The organism is Streptomyces sp. NPDC096323, assembly GCF_040302845.1.
In the GTDB taxonomy this organism is placed as follows: Bacteria; Actinomycetota; Actinomycetes; order Streptomycetales; family Streptomycetaceae; genus Streptomyces.
The window spans coordinates 406,985-423,078 of sequence record NZ_JBEOSI010000008.1; the positions used below are offsets into that span (position 1 = coordinate 406,985).

Here is a 16,094-nt window from a genome sequence, read left to right on the forward strand (position 1 = left end):
CGGGGTGCCTCGGCTCGGCAGCAGCTCGGTGCCGGACCGGCCGAAACCGGTTCCCGTCGGGAGTCAAGCCCGCTGCCTGACCGCGTGTCGAATACGATCTCGGCGACTAATCGATTCGCAGCACGTATCAGTACAGGCCAGGGGGTGCAGAGTGCTGACGGAACGGCATCTTGAAATCTTTGTCGCGGTGGCGGAGGAGGAACACTTCGGAGCTGCGGCGCAGCGGGTGGGCATCACCCAGCCGCCTCTTTCACAGGGCCTGCGGCGCCTGGAAACGCTGCTCGGTGTCCGTTTGTTCGACCGTGACAGAGGAGTCTCCCTCACCGAGGAGGGGACTCAGCTGCTTCCGCACGCCCGCAAGGCACTGGCCGCGCTCGTGGCACTCCGTGAGACCGGGGCCCGCGAGCAGGCCGACGGCCGACGGCTGCGGCTCGGGCTGGCTCCCGAAGTGCCGACGCCCCTCGCGGCGGGCGTGGCGGCCGCGCCGGTCCGCGCAGGCGAGCGGACGCGGATCGGCATGGTGACGGCATCGACGTCCGTGCTGCTCGGCGACGTTGTTGCCGGGCGGCTGGACATCGCCGTGATCCGGCACCCCTCCGTGCTGCACGGTCTCGCCGGCGGGCGCGTCATCCTTCTGCCGACCTGGATCCTCGCCCCCGCCACTCGCGGGGAGGTACGTGACGCACGTACGCCGCGTCTGCCCGTTGCCGTACGTCCCCGCGCCGAAGCTCCTGCGGCCCATGACCTGTTCATCGACACCCTGGCAAGCCGCGGCCGCCGAGTGGACACTGTGGTGGTCTCCGACGAGCGTGCCGGCCTCGCGCTCGTCGCGGCCGGTCAGGCGGTGCTGGTCACGGCGGACGCCACGCTCACCGCCTCGGGCGTCGAACGGCGACCGACCACGGATCCACCGCTGCCGCTGCGTCTGCGGGTGGCATGGGACCCGCGCCGTCCCGGGGCGGAGGAGGCCGCCAGGACAGCGCGACTGCTGGAGGACGCGCTGACCCGGAAGGTGACACCGTGAGCGGGATACTGCGAGGCAAGGGTGTGGAGAGCACCCTCCGCGGGATGTTCGACGACGCGGGTGTCCGCGGCTGGCTGCACGTGGCGGAACTGCACCGGCCGTCGGCCCGGGTGACCGTCGATCCCGACGAACAACTGCCCATGGGTTCGGTATACAAAATTCCGGTCATGGTCGCCTTCTGCCGGCTCGCGGAGGCGGGGCTGATCGACCCGGTGCGAAGGGTGACGCTGGAACCGGGCGAGCGTGTTCCCGGGCCGACCGGCATCTCCATCCTGCGCGACGCCGTCACCATGTCGCTGCGCGACCTGGTGGTGCTGATGATGACCATCTCGGACAACACCTCGGCCGACGCCGTACTCCGAGCGGTCGGCCCGGACGTGGTCGACGCGGTGTGCCGCAGCCTGGGCATGCCCGACACCCGAATCCACGGAGGCGTCGTCAACACATTCAGCCGGCTGGTCGCCGAAACAGGCACCCACTCGCTGGACGCGGCCCTGGCGCGCGTGGCGGACAACGACACCGTCGTGCCACCCGGCGTGTACGACCCCGCGTACAAGGCCTCGACCACGCCCTCGGACATGGCGCGGCTCCTGCGAGCGATCTGGACGGGTCGGGCCGCCTCCGAGGAGCACTGCGCCTTCATGCGCGGGGTGATGCGCCAGCAACCGTGGACGCACCGGCTCGCGTCCGGATTCCCCTACGACGACGTCACCGTCTACGGCAAGACCGGCACCTTCGGCTCGCTGCGCCACGAAGCGGGCGTCGTCGAACTCGCCGACGGCACCACCTACACCGCCGTCGTCTTCACCCAGGCGGCCCGGTCCGACAACAAGCTCCCACGCGCCGACGCGGTCATCGGCGCTGCGGCCCGGGCCGCTGTGGAGGAACTACGGGGACGCCAGGGCACATGACAAAAGCGCGCCCTGCTGGACGACCGTCCCGGCCGGGCGTCCGTACACGGACACCCGGCCCGTTCCTCACGCCTGTGGGCTGGTCGCCTCGAACCAGGTGGGGCCGTCGGTCATCGACTGCTTGATGCGGAAGAGCGCGAACTCCTGGAGCGGCGGCAGCGCGTCGACGTGGAACCAGGCCACCTCCAGCGACTCGTCGTCGTTGACCCGGGCGGTGCCGCCGGTGGCCCGGCAGCGGAAGGTGACGTCCAGGTACTGGCAGCGGTCGCCGTTCTCGTACTGCACGGGTGGCAGGGCCTGGGTGAGCACCACCCGCTCCGCCACGCAGTGCACGGCCGTCTCCTCGTACACCTCGCGCTCCGCCGTCTCCGCGGGCTGCTCCCCGGGCTCGGAGATGCCTCCGATCACCGACCACTTGCCGGTGTCGGCACGCCGGCCGAGCAGCACTCTGCCCTCGTCGTCGAAGACGACGGCGGTGACGCCGGGCAGCAGGAGCAGCTGTTGACCCGCGGTGGCGCGGATCTCGCGGATGAAATCAGGAATGGCCATGGCACGACCCTATGCGGCGCGCCGAGCGACTCAGCGGGTACGTCGTGCGCGCACCGTGCGCAGGGCCACCCAGCCGAGGCCGGTCACCGCGAGCAGGGACAGCAGCCCTTCGGGCAGCGGGCCCATCCGGGTCGCCGGGGTCAGTGAGGAGCGCAGCGGCACCTCCTCCACCAGGGCGTCCGGCGTGAACATCTTCGTCTTCCTGACGATGGTGCCGTCCGGGCGGATCACCGCGCTGACACCGCTGGTGACCGGGACGACCACGGAACGGCTGTGCTCGACCGCGCGCACCCGGGACATGGCGAGCTGCTGGTAGGTCATCTCGCTGCGGCCGAAGGTGGCGTTGTTGCTGGGGACGGCGATCAGCTGGGCGCCGTGCTCGACCGTGTCGCGTACGGCGTCGTCGAACGCGGCCTCGTAGCAGGTGACCAGCCCGACGTCGGTGCCCGCCAGGTCGAAGACGCCGACCTTCGTGCCCGGTCCGAAGTCGCGCTGCACCCGGTCGACGTCCGAGCTGAAGACGCGTGCGAGGGACCGCATCGGCATGTACTCGCCGAACGGCTGGATGTGCCGCTTGTCGTAGGTGGCCACGGGGCCCTTGTCCGGGTCCCACTGGATGAGGGTGTTGCGCAGCTTGCCGGTGTCGGGTTCGACGACCGCGCCGACCACGGTGGGCACACCGATCGCCTTCACCGCGTCGTCGATGACGATCCTCGCGTCGGCGTTGCGGTAGGGGTCGAGGTCGGAGGAGTTCTCGGGCCACAGGACGAAGTCGGGCTGGGGGACCTTGCCCGCCTTGACGTCGCGGGCGAGCTGCTCCGTACGGCTCGCGTGGTTGTCCAGGACAGCGCGGCGCTGCGAGTTGAAGTCGAGGCCGAGCCGCGGCACGTTGCCCTGGATCGCGGCGACGGTCGCGGTGCCGTCCTCCGCGGAGTCGTCGACCAGGGGCAGGGCGGCGAGGGCCGCGACGACGGGGACCAGGACGGCGGCGGCTGCCGCGGCGGCGGCCGTCCGGGGCAGTGCACCGGTGGCGCGGCGGACGCGGAAGCGGCGGACCGCCTCGAAGAGGCCGAAGCCGCACAGCACCACGGCGAAGGAGAGGAGCGGGGTCCCGCCCAGGGCCGCGAGCGGCAGGAAGGCGCTGTCCGCCTGCCCGAAGGCGATCTTGCCCCAGGGGAAGCCGCCGAACGGCACCCTGGCCCGGACCGCCTCGTCGAGCGTCCAGACCGCGGCCGCCCAGAACGGCCACCCGGCGAGCCGGGTCACGGCGGAGATGCCGATGCAGCCCACGGCGATGAACAGGGCCTCGGCGGCGGCGAGGGCCAGCCACGGCACCGGCCCGACCTCTTCGCCGGTCCAGTGCAGCAGCGGCAGCATGAAGCCGAGTCCGGCGAGCAGACCGAGGCCGAACGCGACGCGGAACCTGCGCTCGAACAGCACCCAGCCGAGGAGGGCGAACCCGGGAAGAACCAGCCACCACAGCGGCCGGGGCGGGAAGCTCGCGTACAGCATCACCCCCGAGGCGACGGCGGCGGCGGGCCGTGCGAGGCGCGGCAGCAGACGTGCGGCTCGGGGGGCGGAGTCAGGCTTCTGCGGGTCGCCGACCTGGGCGATGGTGGTGCTCACCCGGCGGAGTCTACGGTGGCGGGCCGGTTGTCGGGGAGCCCTGTCCTATGGGCGGAATACACACCGCCGGATCGTTTCTCCGCATCTTCCGCACATCCGGGTGCGGTGGCCGTTAACGTGTGCGCCAGTCCCCCGCAGACCGGGCCGTATCCGGCCCTCGCGGACGGGACGGTCACAGGCCGGGGGCGGACGTGATGGCTGTACCAACAGTGCGGGAGCCCGAAGGCGGCAACGCGTCGGACGCGGCCGGGGCACTGATCCTCGCCGCCTGTGCAATCTGGTCGCTGATCAGCGCGGCCGGGCGCGAGACCCGTCCCGAAGGGGTGCTGCTCGCGCTGCTCGCCGTCGCGGCGGGTTTCGCCTGCGGCCGCATCTGCGGAACGCTGCTGCCCGTGGCCGCCGCGACCGTCGCCGCCCTGGCCGCCCTCGTGATGGCGCTCGTCCGGCGCCATGGCCTGCCCGGCGCGACGGCCACGGTGGACGCCGTGCCCGGGCACGCCGGGGCGGCCGCCGCGCTGCTGGTCCTGGCGGCGGGTGCGGCCTGCTGCGCGGCGGCCGCGGCCCGGCGGGAATCGCTGCGGTTCACCCTGCGGCTGCTGGCCGCCGGTGCGGCCTGCGCCGCGCTCGGCCTCGGCTCCGTCGCCGGGTTCGCCGCGGCGGCGGGCGTGCTGCTGTGCTCGCTGGCCGCGGCCAGGATGCGGAGCCGGCTGTTCGGTCTCGCGGGCTGCGCGCTGGCCGCCGGTCTGATGGCCGGAGCCTCGTGGGCGGTGGCGAAGGGTGTGCTGCCCGACGGGCTCGCGGTCCTGCTCGAGGGCCGGCTGACCGGCAACCGGGTGCGGCTGTGGCAGGACGCCGCGCGGCTGGCCGCAGAGTACCCGGTCATCGGCACCGGGCCCGGCCGGTTCGCCGAGCTGAGCCCCACCGTTCAGGAGACCTTCGGTTCGGACGGCAAGGCGCACTCGGCCGCGCTGCAGCAGGCGGCCGAGCAGGGAGTGGTCGGTGTGCTGCTGCTCGCTGCCGCGTTCGGCTGGCTCCTGTACGTACTGTGGCGTTCGCCGCGCAGCACGGCGGTCGCCCTGACCGCCGGGGCCACGCTCACGGCGCTGGCAGCGCTGGCCAGCGTAGGAAACGCGCTGAGCTTCACTCCGGTGACGGCGGGGGCGGGCCTCCTGGCCGGGCTGGCGTCGGCCCGGAGCCCGATCGAGACCGGCCGGCCGGCGCGAGGCGGTGGCAGGCAGCGCCTCCCGCGCGGCGAGGACGTCGCGCCCGCTCAGGACCCGTGGGCCGACCGGGCCGGGCGGTGAGACGGGCCGGCGTCGGGCAGGGGGTCAGGCTCCGGCCGGGGCGCCGGTGGACGGCAGGTGCAGGCGGTCGCGGATGAACCGGACGCCCGCCTCCGCGTCGTCGACCGTGACCGTGAATGTCCTGCCGTCGCCGAGTCTGAGCACCAGGCCCTCGCCCCGGCGCACGATCACGCCAGTACCCAGCTCGGGGCGCCAGCGGTAGCCCCAGCCGCCCCACTGGCGGGGGGTGACCTGGGGTGCGAACTCCGCGCCCACCACATGGGTGAGCAGGATCCGGCGGCGCGGCAGGCCCATGTGGCCGCAGCGCACCTCGAGGGCGTCGCCGTCGACGCGGACCGCCACGTTCACGAAGGCGAGGGTGCCGAACAGCATGAGCAGTCCGGCAGCCACGCAGCCGATCACCGACATCAGCAGCGGGGCGATGCCGGAGGTCCAGGTGGAGCTGACGGCGAGCTGGATGCCGAGCGCCAGACAGGCTGCGCCCGCGGCCGCGAGGACCCACTGGGTCCGGTTGGTGGCCCGGCCGGTCCAGACGGCGGTATGGGTCTCGGTACCGGTTCGCGTCGGTTTTCGGGGGTGGTCCTCCATGCCAAGCAGCGTACTGAAGAATGCGCGCGAGGGAATGGGTGCCACGGCTCCCGTCGGCCGCCGGAGGGGTCAGCGGGCGGAGCCGACGGCGGTGAGCCCGCGCCCTTCCCGGTAGGCCAGGGCGGCTTCCGGCAGCTCGGACAGGCGTCCGCCGAGGAGTACGGCGAGTCCTGCGGAGGGTTCGGCCGACGGAGCGGGTTCGGCACCGATCCGGCGCAGCGCCTGGGCGGCGACGGCGCCGGCGGAGCCGTGCAGGACGAGCGGCGGGCGGCCGGGCTGCTGCAGGGCGCCGCGGATGCGTTCGGCGACCAGTTCATAGTGGGTGCAGCCCAGCACGACGGCCCGTACATCGGGCGGGGTGAGCGCCGCGGCGGCCGCCAGAGCCTTCTCGATGCCGGCCTCGTCCGCGTACTCCACGGCGTCGGCGAGGCCGGGGCAGGGCACCTCGGTGACGGCCGCGGAACCGGCGAAGTCGCGGATCAGTCCGCGCTGGTACGGGCTGCCGGTGGTGAGAGGGGTGGCCCAGATCGCGACCGGACCGCCGGCCGCGGCGGCCGGCTTGATCGCCGGGACGGTGCCGATGACCGGCAGCGCGGGCTCCAGCTCGGCCCGGAGCGCGGCCAGGGCCCGCACGGAGGCCGTGTTGCAGGCGACGATCAGCGCGTCGGGCCGGTGGTCCGCCGCGGCCCGGGCGACCGCCAGGGCGCGTTCCGTGACGTCTTCCGGCGTCCGGGGGCCCCACGGCATGCTCGCCGGGTCCGAGGAGAGCACCAGATCGGCGTCCGGCCTCAGCCGACGTACGGCGGCGGCGGCGGCCAGCAGGCCGATTCCGGAGTCCATGAGCGCGATCTTCACCCGGTCACCATAGTCGACCGCCCTTGCGGTCCCCGCTGAGTGGGGCAGACTTCGGCCAATGAGCGCCGTTGCCTGGATCGCCGTGGGTTCGCTTGTCGCGTGGGTGTGGCTGTTGCTGGGGCAGGGGTTCTTCTGGCGGACCGGCCAGCGGCTGCCGAGCCGTGCGGACCCGGCGCACTGGCCCTCGGTCGCCGTCGTCGTGCCCGCGCGTGACGAGGCCGACATGCTGCCGGTGAGCCTGCCCTCGCTGATGGCCCAGGACTATCCGGGCCACGCCGAGATCTTCCTGGTCGACGACTGCAGCAAGGACGGGACCGGTGATCTCGCCCGTGAGCTGTCCGTACGGTGCGCGGGGCTGCCGGTGACCGTGGTGTCCCCCGGAGAGCCCCAGCCCGGCTGGACGGGCAAGCTCTGGGCCGTCCGGCACGGCATCGCGCTGGCCCGGACCCGGGAGCCCGAGTACCTGCTGCTCACCGACGCCGACATCGCGCACGAGCCGGACAGTCTGCGGGAGCTGGTGGCGGCCGCCGGTTCGGGCGGCTTCGATCTGGTCTCGCAGATGGCGCGGTTGCGGGTGGAGAGCGTGTGGGAGCGGCTGGTGGTGCCGGCCTTCGTCTACTTCTTCTCACAGCTCTATCCGTTCCGGTGGGTGAACCGGGCGGGGTCGCGGACAGCTGCGGCGGCGGGCGGCTGCGTACTGCTGCGGACCGACGCGGCGGTACGGGCGCGGGTTCCGGAGTCGATCCGGCAGGCGGTGATCGACGACGTGTCGCTGGCGCGCGCGGTGCAGCACAGCGGCGGGCGGATCTGGCTGGGCCTCGCGGAGCGGGTGGACAGCGTGCGGCCGTATCCGCGCCTGGCCGACCTGTGGCGGATGGTCTCGCGCAGCGCGTACGCCCAGCTGCGGCACAGTCCGCTGGTGCTGCTCGGCACGGTGCTCGGCCTCGCGGTGATCTATCTGGCGCCGCCCGTGACGCTCCTCGCGGGCCTGCTGGGCGGCGATCCGCCGGCCGCCTGGGCCGGGGGCGCGGCCTGGGCCGTGATGGCCGGGACGTACCTGCCGATGCTGGGCTACTACCGGCAGTCGCTGTGGCTCGCTCCGCTGCTGCCGTTCACCGCGCTGCTGTATCTGCTCATGACGGTCGATTCCGCGGTGCAGCACTACCGCGGCCGCGGTGCGGCCTGGAAGGGGCGTACGTACACCCGTCCCGAGGCCGCACCGGATCAGTGACCGGCGCCCTTCGGCCTCACTTGCGGCCGGGAGTCCAGTTCATGCCCCAGCCGTACGCCTGGTCGATGGTGCGCTGGGGGCTCACTCCGCGCTGAGGTACGAGATAGCGGGCCTCGCGCTGCACGGTGAGGTCGCTTCCGGTGTTGGTGATCAGCGCGAGGGCGCAGACCGTCGAGGGGACGGTGCATTCGTCGAGCGAGAAGTCGATCGGTGCGCCGTGCTGCGGCTGGAGGGTCACGGTCGCGTGCAGATCCGCGAAACTCCGGGCGCCTTCATAGATGGTGACGAAGATCAGGAGACGGCGGATCCTCGCCTGCTGGTCGAGGTTGACCGTCAGGTTCTCCCCGGAGGCGTTGGCGCCCGTCCGGTCGTCACCGTCGAGCAGGATATAGGGCGGCTGGTGGAGAGCGCCGAAGGCGTTTCCGAGCGCCTGCACGACTCCCTTGCGGCCGTCGGTCAGTTCATAGAGTGCACAGAGATCAAGATCGAGATCCGCGTGGTGGGCGACGGCCCTGCCGAGTTTGCTGCCCCATCCCTTGAACTGCTTGCGCACTTCCCAGTTGAGATTGACGCGCATGGCTCCCGAAGTGCCGCCCTGTTTGGCGAGGGAGACGGACGGCGCCTCCTTCGTGAGCGTCACCTTGGTGAGACGGACGGGCTGGGTGACGGGCGGCGCCGGGGGAACCGGCGGGGCCATCGGGGCGGCGAGCGTCGGCTGGGGGTACTGGGGCGCAGGGGGCGTGGCCGCGACCCGCGTCGCCGGCCGGGGCGGCGGGGGTGACAGGGGTGTGGCGGGCTGCGGCGCCCGGGCGGGCTGCTGGGGTTCGTCGACGGAGATCCCGAAGTCCGTGGCGAGCCCTTCGAGTCCGGTCCCGTAGCCCTGGCCGACCGCCCGGAACTTCCAGGCGCCCTGGCGCCGGTAGAGCTCGCCGAGGATGAAGGCGGTCTCGACCGTGGCGTCGGCGCTGTCGAAGCGTGCCAGTTCCGAGCCGTTCGCCGCGTCCGTGACGCGTACGTAGAGGCCGGTCACCCGGCCGAAGGAACCGCTGTCCACGGAGGCGGCAAGCACCACGCGGTCGACGGCGGGCTCCACCCGTGCCAGGTCGACGGCGAGGGTGTCGGTCGTCTGGCCCGCATCGGTCCGCTTGCCCTCGTGGCGCACCGCTCCGGACGCGTGGACCGGCTGGTTGTAAAAGACGAAGTCCGCGTCGCCGCGCACCTTTCCGGTCCCCAGGAGAAGGAGCGCCGAGGCGTCCACGTCCGGGGTCCCGGGCGCGGTGCGCCACCCCAGTTCGACGCGCACGGCCTGAGCGGCCACCGGAACGTTGGTTCCTTTTAGCATGGTCATGCTCGCCCCCATCGCGAGTACGGCTGCCGAGAGTTTCCCGTCAACCTAATGCCCGTCGCAGCAGGCGGCTCACAGTGACCCCTTTCCAGCATCACGTCGGTGCGTGGCGAAGGGCAAAGACAGCCTTCGCACGCCTTGTCGGGCCGGCACCCGGGGCCGGCCTCCGCGAGCACGTCGATGATGGCGTGGGGCGCGAGCGTCCGACTCGCGGACGCCGCCGCCGAGTTGGAAGAAGGCTCAGCGCCGGACCATGCCGCGAAGGAAGGTCGCCGACCCGCCTCTCGTTCGGCCGTGATGCGGCACGGTTCGCGGACCGTCTTGTTGTGCCGCTGTGTGGCCCGGTTCGTTATGCGCGCTCCTCGCCATGTCTCTCCGTGCAGGACGAGCGCTCCTCCTGGGCCGATGAGGAGCTGAGCGAGGAGAGACCGAGCCTCACTTCCCCGGCACCACCGAGCCTGCGGACACGACGGCTGAGCGGTTCCTCGGCGAGAAGCAGCGCCAGCCCGGCGGCGGCGCCGAGCATGCCGAGGACCGCTACACCGTGCGGGCCGTGGGCGTCCAGAACGGTTCCGCCGAAGAAGGAGCCGGCGGCGATGCCCGCCTGGAAGGCCGCGGAGCAGGCGGCGGAGGCCACGTCCACGTTGCCCGGCGCGATGTGCAGGATCCGGCTGGTGAGAGCGGTGAGCATGCCGGACAGGGACAGCAGAAGCAGCGTGATCGCCACGACCGAGACGACGGGGTGCTCTCCGGCTGCCACCAGGAGCGCCAGAGCCGCAGTCACCAGGGCCACCGATCCGGTCATGGTTCCGCGGGTACTGCGGGCGGACAGCATCCCGGACAGGCTGGTGCCTATCAGCCCGCCCACTCCGCCCACCGCGAACACCGCCCCGATGGAACGCGAGGAGATCCCGGCGACGTCGGCGAGGAAGAGCGTGACGTACGTGTAGAAGGTGAAGAACCCGCCGATGACGACGGCGGTCACCGTCACGATCAGCAGGAACCGGAAGCGGTCGGGCCGCGGGGCGGTGGCAGCCGGGTTCGCCTCCACCGGCGACGAGGGCAGCATGCCCACCACGGCGATCCCGGAGAGCAGTCCCAGGCAGCTCATCACCACGAACGGCACCCGCCAGTCGGTCTGTTGCCCGAGCCACGTTCCGGAGGGCACACCCAGAACCTGTGCCAGCGACGACCCTCCGAACAGCGTGGCCACCACCTTCGCCCGCACCCGCTCGGGAAACATGCCCGCGGCGGCCGAGGCGACCACCGACCACATCACCGCGTGGGTGAGCGCGATCAGAACGCGCGCCCCCAGCAGAACGCCATAACCGGGCGCCATGCCGCACAGCAGCGTGGCGCCGGTGAAGAGCGCCAGCACCACGGCCAGCAGGCGTCGGCGCGGAACCCGCCGGGTCACAGCGGTCAGCGGGACGGCAGTCGCCATCACCACGAGGCCGTATCCGGTCACCAGAAGGCCCACCGATGACAGCGACACCCCGAGGCCCTGCGCGATCTGCGGCAACAGACCCACCGGCAGTGCCTCGACCGTGGCGAACGCGAACAGGGCGAGCGACAGCCCGGCCACGGCGACGAGCGCCCGTCCCCGTGGCACCTGGGCGGGCACCTTCATCTGTGCGTCCGGCGGACCCCCGTTCGCGGTCACACCCAGCCTCCTCACGGTCTGCGCCCCCGAGAGACACCGCGGTACCGGAGGTGAGCGCCTACTCGAACGGACCAAGCGCGCAGCAGAAGACCACGCGAAATTTGCTGTGTCAAGCTCGAAACTTTTCGAACTCGGCATCGTGGCTGCGGTTGCGTGCCGGGTCTCGCAGGGCGTGCCGCACGCCCGCCCCGTGAGGCCGGCCTTCCGGGCACAGATCCGCGGCACGAGGGCATCACGGCGGCCCGGTACGGGAATTGACGGGCGATCAGCCCTTGCCGGCCGATTGTCGCGACGTGACCCGATCGTAACCGGGTCACACATGTGAGGGACTGGTGGCGAGTCGACCGAGGCGCGTATGTTGCCGCCCACAACATTCAACGCGTGAGGACGCACCGCCTGTTCACCGCGTTGCCGGAGTCATCCATCACCGCCGACCCGTGCGCCCCGTGCCGGACGGCCGTTACCTCAGAAAGGGGGCCCTTCCGATGCGCAAGGGAATCCTCATCGCCTGCACCTCCGTGGTGCTCATGACCTCGCTCGCCGCCTGCGGCAGTACCTCCTCGAGTGGCGACGACGCCGACGGGGGCGCGAAGAAGCCGAAGATCGGCGTGATCCTCCCGGACAGCAAGTCATCGGCCCGCTGGGAGGACGCGGACCGGCCGCTGCTGACCGCGGCCTTCGAAGCGGCGGGCGTGGACTACGACATCCAGAACGCGGAGGGCGACAAGCAGGCGTTCCAGACCATCGCCGACCAGATGATCACCAAGGGCGTCAACGTCCTGGTGATCGTGAATCTGGACAGCGGCACCGGCAAGGCGGTCCTCCGCAAGGCCAAGTCGCAGGGCGTGGCCACGATCGACTACGACCGGCTGACCCTCGGCGGCTCCGCCCAGTACTACGTGAGTTTCGACAACACGGCCGTCGGCAAGCTCCAGGGCGAAGGCCTGGGCAAGTGTCTGGCCGACATGAAGGCCAAGAAGCCCGTCGTCGCCGAGCTGAACGGATCCCCGACCGACAACAACGCCACGCTGTTCGCCCAGGGCTATGACGGTGTCCTCGGTCCGAAGTACGCCTCGGGCGAGTACGCCAAGGGCCCCAACCAGTCGGTTCCGGACTGGGACAACGCGCAGGCCGGCACCATCTTCGAGCAGATGCTGACGAGCGAGCCCAGAATCGGCGGAGTGCTGGCGGCCAACGACGGCCTCGGCAACGCCGCCATCGCCGTGCTGCGCAAGAACCACCGCAACGGTCAGGTGCCCGTCACCGGCCAGGACGCCACCGTCCAGGGCCTGCAGAACATCCTGGCCGGAGACCAGTGCATGACGGTCTACAAGGCGGTGAAGAAGGAGGCGGACGCCACCGCGGCGCTCGCGGCGAGCCTTGCCAAGGGCCGGAAGGGGACGACCAACGCCACCGTCCACGACCCGGAGGGCAAGCGCGACGTTCCCGCGGTCCTCGAGACCCCGGTGGCCATCTACCGGGACAACGTCAAGGACGTCGTGGCCGACGGATACGTGACCACGGCCGACCTGTGCACCGGCAAGTACGCCGCTCTGTGCACCAAGTACGGCGTCAAGTAGGCCATGCCGGGCAGGGCGTCCCGGCGGCCCGCGCGGAGCCGGACGGGAGCCGGGGCCCACGGCGCAACGAACTTAAGGAGCCGTCCACCCATGACAGCCACCCCGATCCTCGAACTGCGGGGGATCGACAAGAGCTTCGGCGCGGTGCAGGTGCTGCACGAGGTTGACTTCGCCGCCTATCCGGGGGAGGTGACCGCACTCGTCGGCGACAACGGCGCCGGCAAGTCCACGCTGGTGAAGTGCATCGGCGGGATCCATCCGATCGACTCGGGCGAGTACCTTTTCGACGCCGAGCGCGTACATGTGCACAGTCCGCGCGACGCCGCCGCCCTGGGCGTCGAGATCGTGTACCAGGACCTCGCGCTCTGCGACAACCTCGACATCGTTCAGAACATGTTCCTCGGCCGTGAGAAGCGCCGTGGCATCGTGCTCGACGGCTGGACGATGGAGGAGATGGCCGCCAGCACGCTGAAGAGTCTTTCCGTGCGCACCGTGAAGTCGGTCCGGCAGAAAGTCTCCAGTCTTTCCGGCGGCCAACGGCAGACCGTGGCCATCGCCAAGGCCGTGCTGTGGAACAGCAGGGTCGTGGTCCTCGACGAGCCGACCGCGGCGCTCGGCGTCGCACAGACCGCTCAGGTCCTCGAGCTTGTCCGGAGGCTCGCCGACAACGGTCTCAGCGTCGTGTTGATCTCGCACAACATGAACGACGTCTTCGCGGTGTCCGACCGGATCGCCGCTCTCCACCTGGGCCGGATGGCCGCCCAGGTCAAGACCTCGGACCTCACTCACGCCCAGGTCGTGGAACTGATCACCGCAGGCCGCAGCGGGGACCTGGGCCTCGCCGACACCAACGGAGCCACCACATGACCGCCGCCCTCGCGCCCGAGAAGCCGGAAGGACGGGGCGGAGCCGGAGGAAACGGTGCGGACGACCGCATCGAGGCGCCCGGTATCCGCGCTCTCGCCCGCGCCTACGTCGAGCGGGTGCGCGGTGGCGAACTGGGCGTGCTCCCCGCCGTCCTCGGCCTGGTCGTCCTCTGCGCGTTCTTCGCGGTCCTTCGCCCGGTCTTTCTGACCGAACTCAACTTCGCCAACCTGCTGACCCAGGGCGCGGGCAGCATCGCCATCGCCATGGGCCTGGTCTTTCTCCTGCTTCTGGGCGAGATCGACCTGTCGGCCGGCTATGCCAGCGGCGTCTGTGCCGCCGTACTGGCCATCCTCCTCACCGACCACGGATGGCCCTGGTACGGAGCGGTGGCCGCCGCGATGCTGACCGGAGTGGCCATCGGGCTGCTCCTGGGCATTCTGGTGGCCAAGATCGGGATTCCGTCGTTCGTCGTCACCCTGGCCGCTTTCCTGGGTTTCCAGGGCATCGTGCTGATCCTCCTGAAGGAGGGCACCAACATCTCGATCGAGGACAGGACCGTCCTCGCCATCGCCAACAACAACCTCAGCCCCGCGCTCGGCTGGGGGCTGCTCGCCGTCTGCGTCGCCGCTTACGCAGCCGTCCAGTTCCGTGCCAACGGCAACCGCAGGTCCCGGGGACTGCCCACCTCACCCCCCGCCCTCATCGCCCTGCGCCTCGGAACGGCCGTCGCGCTCGGAGGCCTGGCGGTGTACCTGCTCAACCAGGAACGCAGCCGCAACGTCATCGTCGACTCGCTCAAGGGCGTGCCCATCGTCGTGCCGGTCATCGGAGCCCTGCTGGTCATCGGCACCTTCGTCCTCCAGCGCACTTCCTTCGGCCTGCACATCTACGCGGTGGGCGGCAGTGCCGAGGCCGCCCGCAGGGCCGGCATCAACGTGGCCTTCATCCGCGTCGCCGCATTCGTCATCTGCTCGGCCATGGCGGCTGTCGGCGGGATCATCGCCGCCTCGCGCGGCAACTCCGTGGACCCGAACACCGGGGGCAGCAACGTTCTGCTGCTAGCCGTGGGCGGCGCGGTCATCGGCGGCACCAGTCTGTTCGGCGGCCGCGGACGCGTCATCGACGCCGTCCTGGGCGGCATGGTGGTCGCAGTGATCCAGAACGGGATGGGCCTCATGGGGTACAGCTCAGGCGTCAAGTACGCTGTCACCGGTTCGGTACTGCTGGTGGCCGCAGGGGTGGACGCTCTGTCCCGCCGTCGCGCCGCGCAACGATGAGGTTCCCTTATGAAAGCCGGTCCTTCCCAGGAGGAGATCCGCCGGCACAACCTCAGTACGCTACTGCGCCACGTCCACATCGGCGGACCCGCTTCCCGTACCGTTCTCGCCGAGCGCATGGGAGTCAATCGCAGCACCGTACTGGGCCTGGTCAGTGAACTCACCGGCGCGGGCCTCGTACGCGAAGAGCTCCCCCGGGACACCGGCCGGGCGGGACGTCCTTCGCTGGTGGTACGACCCGAGTCCGCACGCGCCTACGTCCTGGCCTTCGACATCGGTGTCGACCGTCTGAGCGCCGCCCGCATCGGCCTCGGCGGCCTCTTCCTCGACAGGTGCGAGGTCCCCTGGCCGGTGGCGGGCCCCCAGCCCCCCGGCCAGGTCGCGAAGGCACTCACGGAAGCAGCCCGGCACATGCTGACCGCCACCGCGGCGGGCAGTCACTGTGTCGGCGTCGGAGTGGCGGTGCGAGGCATCGTCCGCCACCCTGACGGTCTGGTCCGGTTCGCTCCCAACCTCGGCTGGTCGGAGGAGGACTTCGGCGCCCAGCTCGCCGACCGCCTCGGCCTCGCCGTTCCGATCGCCATCGGCAACGAGGCCAACGTCGCAGCGCTGGCCGAGCATCTGCGCGGCGCCGGAGCCGGCTGCCGCAACCTCGTCTACCTGCACGGCGACATCGGTATCGGGGCCGGCGTCATCGTCGACGGACGGCTCCTGCGCGGCGAGGACGGGTACGGCGGCGAAGTCGGCCACATGATCGTGAACCCGCACGGCGGCAGGCGCTGCGGTTGCGGCGCGACCGGCTGCCTCGAAGCCGAAGCCGGTGCCCGGGCTCTGCTCGAGGCTGCCCGGCGTGACGGCCGCACCCCGGGCCACGACACGGTACGCGCCGTAGTCGCCGCCGCCGACCGCGGGGACGTCGTCGCCGCCGCCGCCCTGCGCCGCGTCGGCGACTGGCTCGGCATCGGGGTCGCCAATCTGGTCAACCTCTTCAACCCGGGAACGGTGATCTTCGGCGGGGTGCTCCGGAACGTCTTCCTCGGGGCGGCCGCGCAGGTGCGCAGCCGCATCAACACCACCGCCCTCGGGGCCTCCCGCGAGAACCTCCGGCTGCGGGTCTGCGAACTCGGCGACAGCGCCGTGCTGATCGGCGCCGCGGAACTCGCCTTCTCGGAGAGCCTGGACAACCCGCTGGAAGTTTTGGCTCGGCTCGACGGGCAGCAGGGGCCCGGGGCACGTACCGGGTCATGAGCCCCGGCCGGTCCGGGTGAGGCCTC

At 71.5% G+C, this 16,094-nt stretch carries 14 protein-coding genes; 8 read left to right on the forward strand and 6 right to left on the reverse strand.

The genetic code is table 11. The features are described 5' to 3' along the window. The first annotated feature begins 151 nt into the window (after positions 1-151). Both ABTX18_RS24035 and ABTX18_RS24040 read left to right on the forward strand, forming a co-directional pair. On the forward strand, positions 152-1,024 hold the full coding sequence (locus tag ABTX18_RS24035) for a LysR family transcriptional regulator (protein ID WP_352124790.1): 873 nt from the start codon (positions 152-154) through the stop codon (positions 1,022-1,024). Beyond that, positions 1,021-1,935, forward strand: a complete 915-nt coding sequence (locus ABTX18_RS24040; RefSeq protein WP_352124791.1) for a serine hydrolase — start codon at positions 1,021-1,023, stop codon at positions 1,933-1,935. Before ABTX18_RS24035 ends, ABTX18_RS24040 begins: the two co-directional genes overlap by 4 nt. Positions 1,936-2,001: 66 nt before the next feature. Here the strand turns inward: ABTX18_RS24040 and ABTX18_RS24045 are convergent, their stop codons facing one another. Both ABTX18_RS24045 and lnt read right to left on the reverse strand, forming a co-directional pair. Beyond that, a complete protein-coding gene (locus ABTX18_RS24045; protein ID WP_352124792.1) occupies positions 2,002-2,484 on the reverse strand; it encodes an NUDIX hydrolase in 483 nt (160 codons plus the stop codon). A 30-nt stretch (positions 2,485-2,514) separates the two neighbouring features. Then, positions 2,515-4,110, reverse strand: coding sequence for an apolipoprotein N-acyltransferase (gene lnt, locus ABTX18_RS24050; protein WP_352124793.1), 1,596 nt, complete (start codon positions 4,108-4,110; stop codon positions 2,515-2,517). A gap of 194 nt (positions 4,111-4,304) precedes the next feature. Here lnt and ABTX18_RS24055 point away from each other — a divergent pair, with 194 nt between their 5' ends. Next, positions 4,305-5,414: an O-antigen ligase family protein gene (locus tag ABTX18_RS24055; protein ID WP_352124794.1), complete on the forward strand. Its 1,110-nt coding sequence runs from the start codon at positions 4,305-4,307 to the stop codon at positions 5,412-5,414. A 24-nt stretch (positions 5,415-5,438) separates the two neighbouring features. Here the strand turns inward: ABTX18_RS24055 and ABTX18_RS24060 are convergent, their stop codons facing one another. Continuing rightward, on the reverse strand, positions 5,439-6,002 hold the full coding sequence (locus ABTX18_RS24060) for a hypothetical protein (RefSeq protein WP_352124795.1): 564 nt from the start codon (positions 6,000-6,002) through the stop codon (positions 5,439-5,441). A 69-nt stretch (positions 6,003-6,071) separates the two neighbouring features. Next, complete coding sequence (locus tag ABTX18_RS24065) at positions 6,072-6,857, reverse strand: glutamate racemase (protein ID WP_352124796.1); 786 nt, start codon at positions 6,855-6,857, stop codon at positions 6,072-6,074. Positions 6,858-6,915: 58 nt separating this feature from the next. Here ABTX18_RS24065 and ABTX18_RS24070 point away from each other — a divergent pair, with 58 nt between their 5' ends. Then, positions 6,916-8,088 carry a glycosyltransferase gene (locus tag ABTX18_RS24070; RefSeq protein WP_352124797.1) on the forward strand — a complete coding sequence of 391 codons (1,173 nt, stop codon included), beginning with the start codon at positions 6,916-6,918 and terminating at the stop codon, positions 8,086-8,088. A 16-nt stretch (positions 8,089-8,104) separates the two neighbouring features. Here the strand turns inward: ABTX18_RS24070 and ABTX18_RS24075 are convergent, their stop codons facing one another. Together ABTX18_RS24075 and ABTX18_RS24080 are read right to left on the reverse strand one after the other, a co-directional pair. Further along, on the reverse strand, positions 8,105-9,430 hold the full coding sequence (locus ABTX18_RS24075; RefSeq protein WP_503061201.1) for a TerD family protein: 1,326 nt from the start codon (positions 9,428-9,430) through the stop codon (positions 8,105-8,107). 352 nt (positions 9,431-9,782) lie between these two features. Further along, positions 9,783-11,096: an MFS transporter gene (locus tag ABTX18_RS24080; protein ID WP_352124799.1), complete on the reverse strand. Its 1,314-nt coding sequence runs from the start codon at positions 11,094-11,096 to the stop codon at positions 9,783-9,785. A gap of 485 nt (positions 11,097-11,581) precedes the next feature. Between ABTX18_RS24080 and ABTX18_RS24085 the strand changes: the two genes are divergently transcribed. The 4 genes from ABTX18_RS24085 to ABTX18_RS24100 all read left to right on the forward strand — a co-directional run bounded on the left by ABTX18_RS24085 (position 11,582) and on the right by ABTX18_RS24100 (position 16,068). Next, a complete protein-coding gene (locus ABTX18_RS24085) occupies positions 11,582-12,676 on the forward strand; it encodes a sugar ABC transporter substrate-binding protein (protein WP_352124800.1) in 1,095 nt (364 codons plus the stop codon). A gap of 90 nt (positions 12,677-12,766) precedes the next feature. Next, positions 12,767-13,543 (forward strand): ATP-binding cassette domain-containing protein, encoded by a 777-nt coding sequence (locus ABTX18_RS24090; protein WP_352124801.1) that lies wholly within the window; start codon positions 12,767-12,769, stop codon positions 13,541-13,543. Next, positions 13,540-14,820, forward strand: coding sequence for a sugar ABC transporter permease (locus ABTX18_RS24095; protein ID WP_352124802.1), 1,281 nt, complete (start codon positions 13,540-13,542; stop codon positions 14,818-14,820). Before ABTX18_RS24090 ends, ABTX18_RS24095 begins: the two co-directional genes overlap by 4 nt. 9 nt (positions 14,821-14,829) lie before the next feature. Continuing rightward, a complete protein-coding gene (locus ABTX18_RS24100) occupies positions 14,830-16,068 on the forward strand; it encodes an ROK family protein (RefSeq protein WP_352124803.1) in 1,239 nt (412 codons plus the stop codon). The last annotated feature ends 26 nt before the right edge of the window (positions 16,069-16,094 follow it).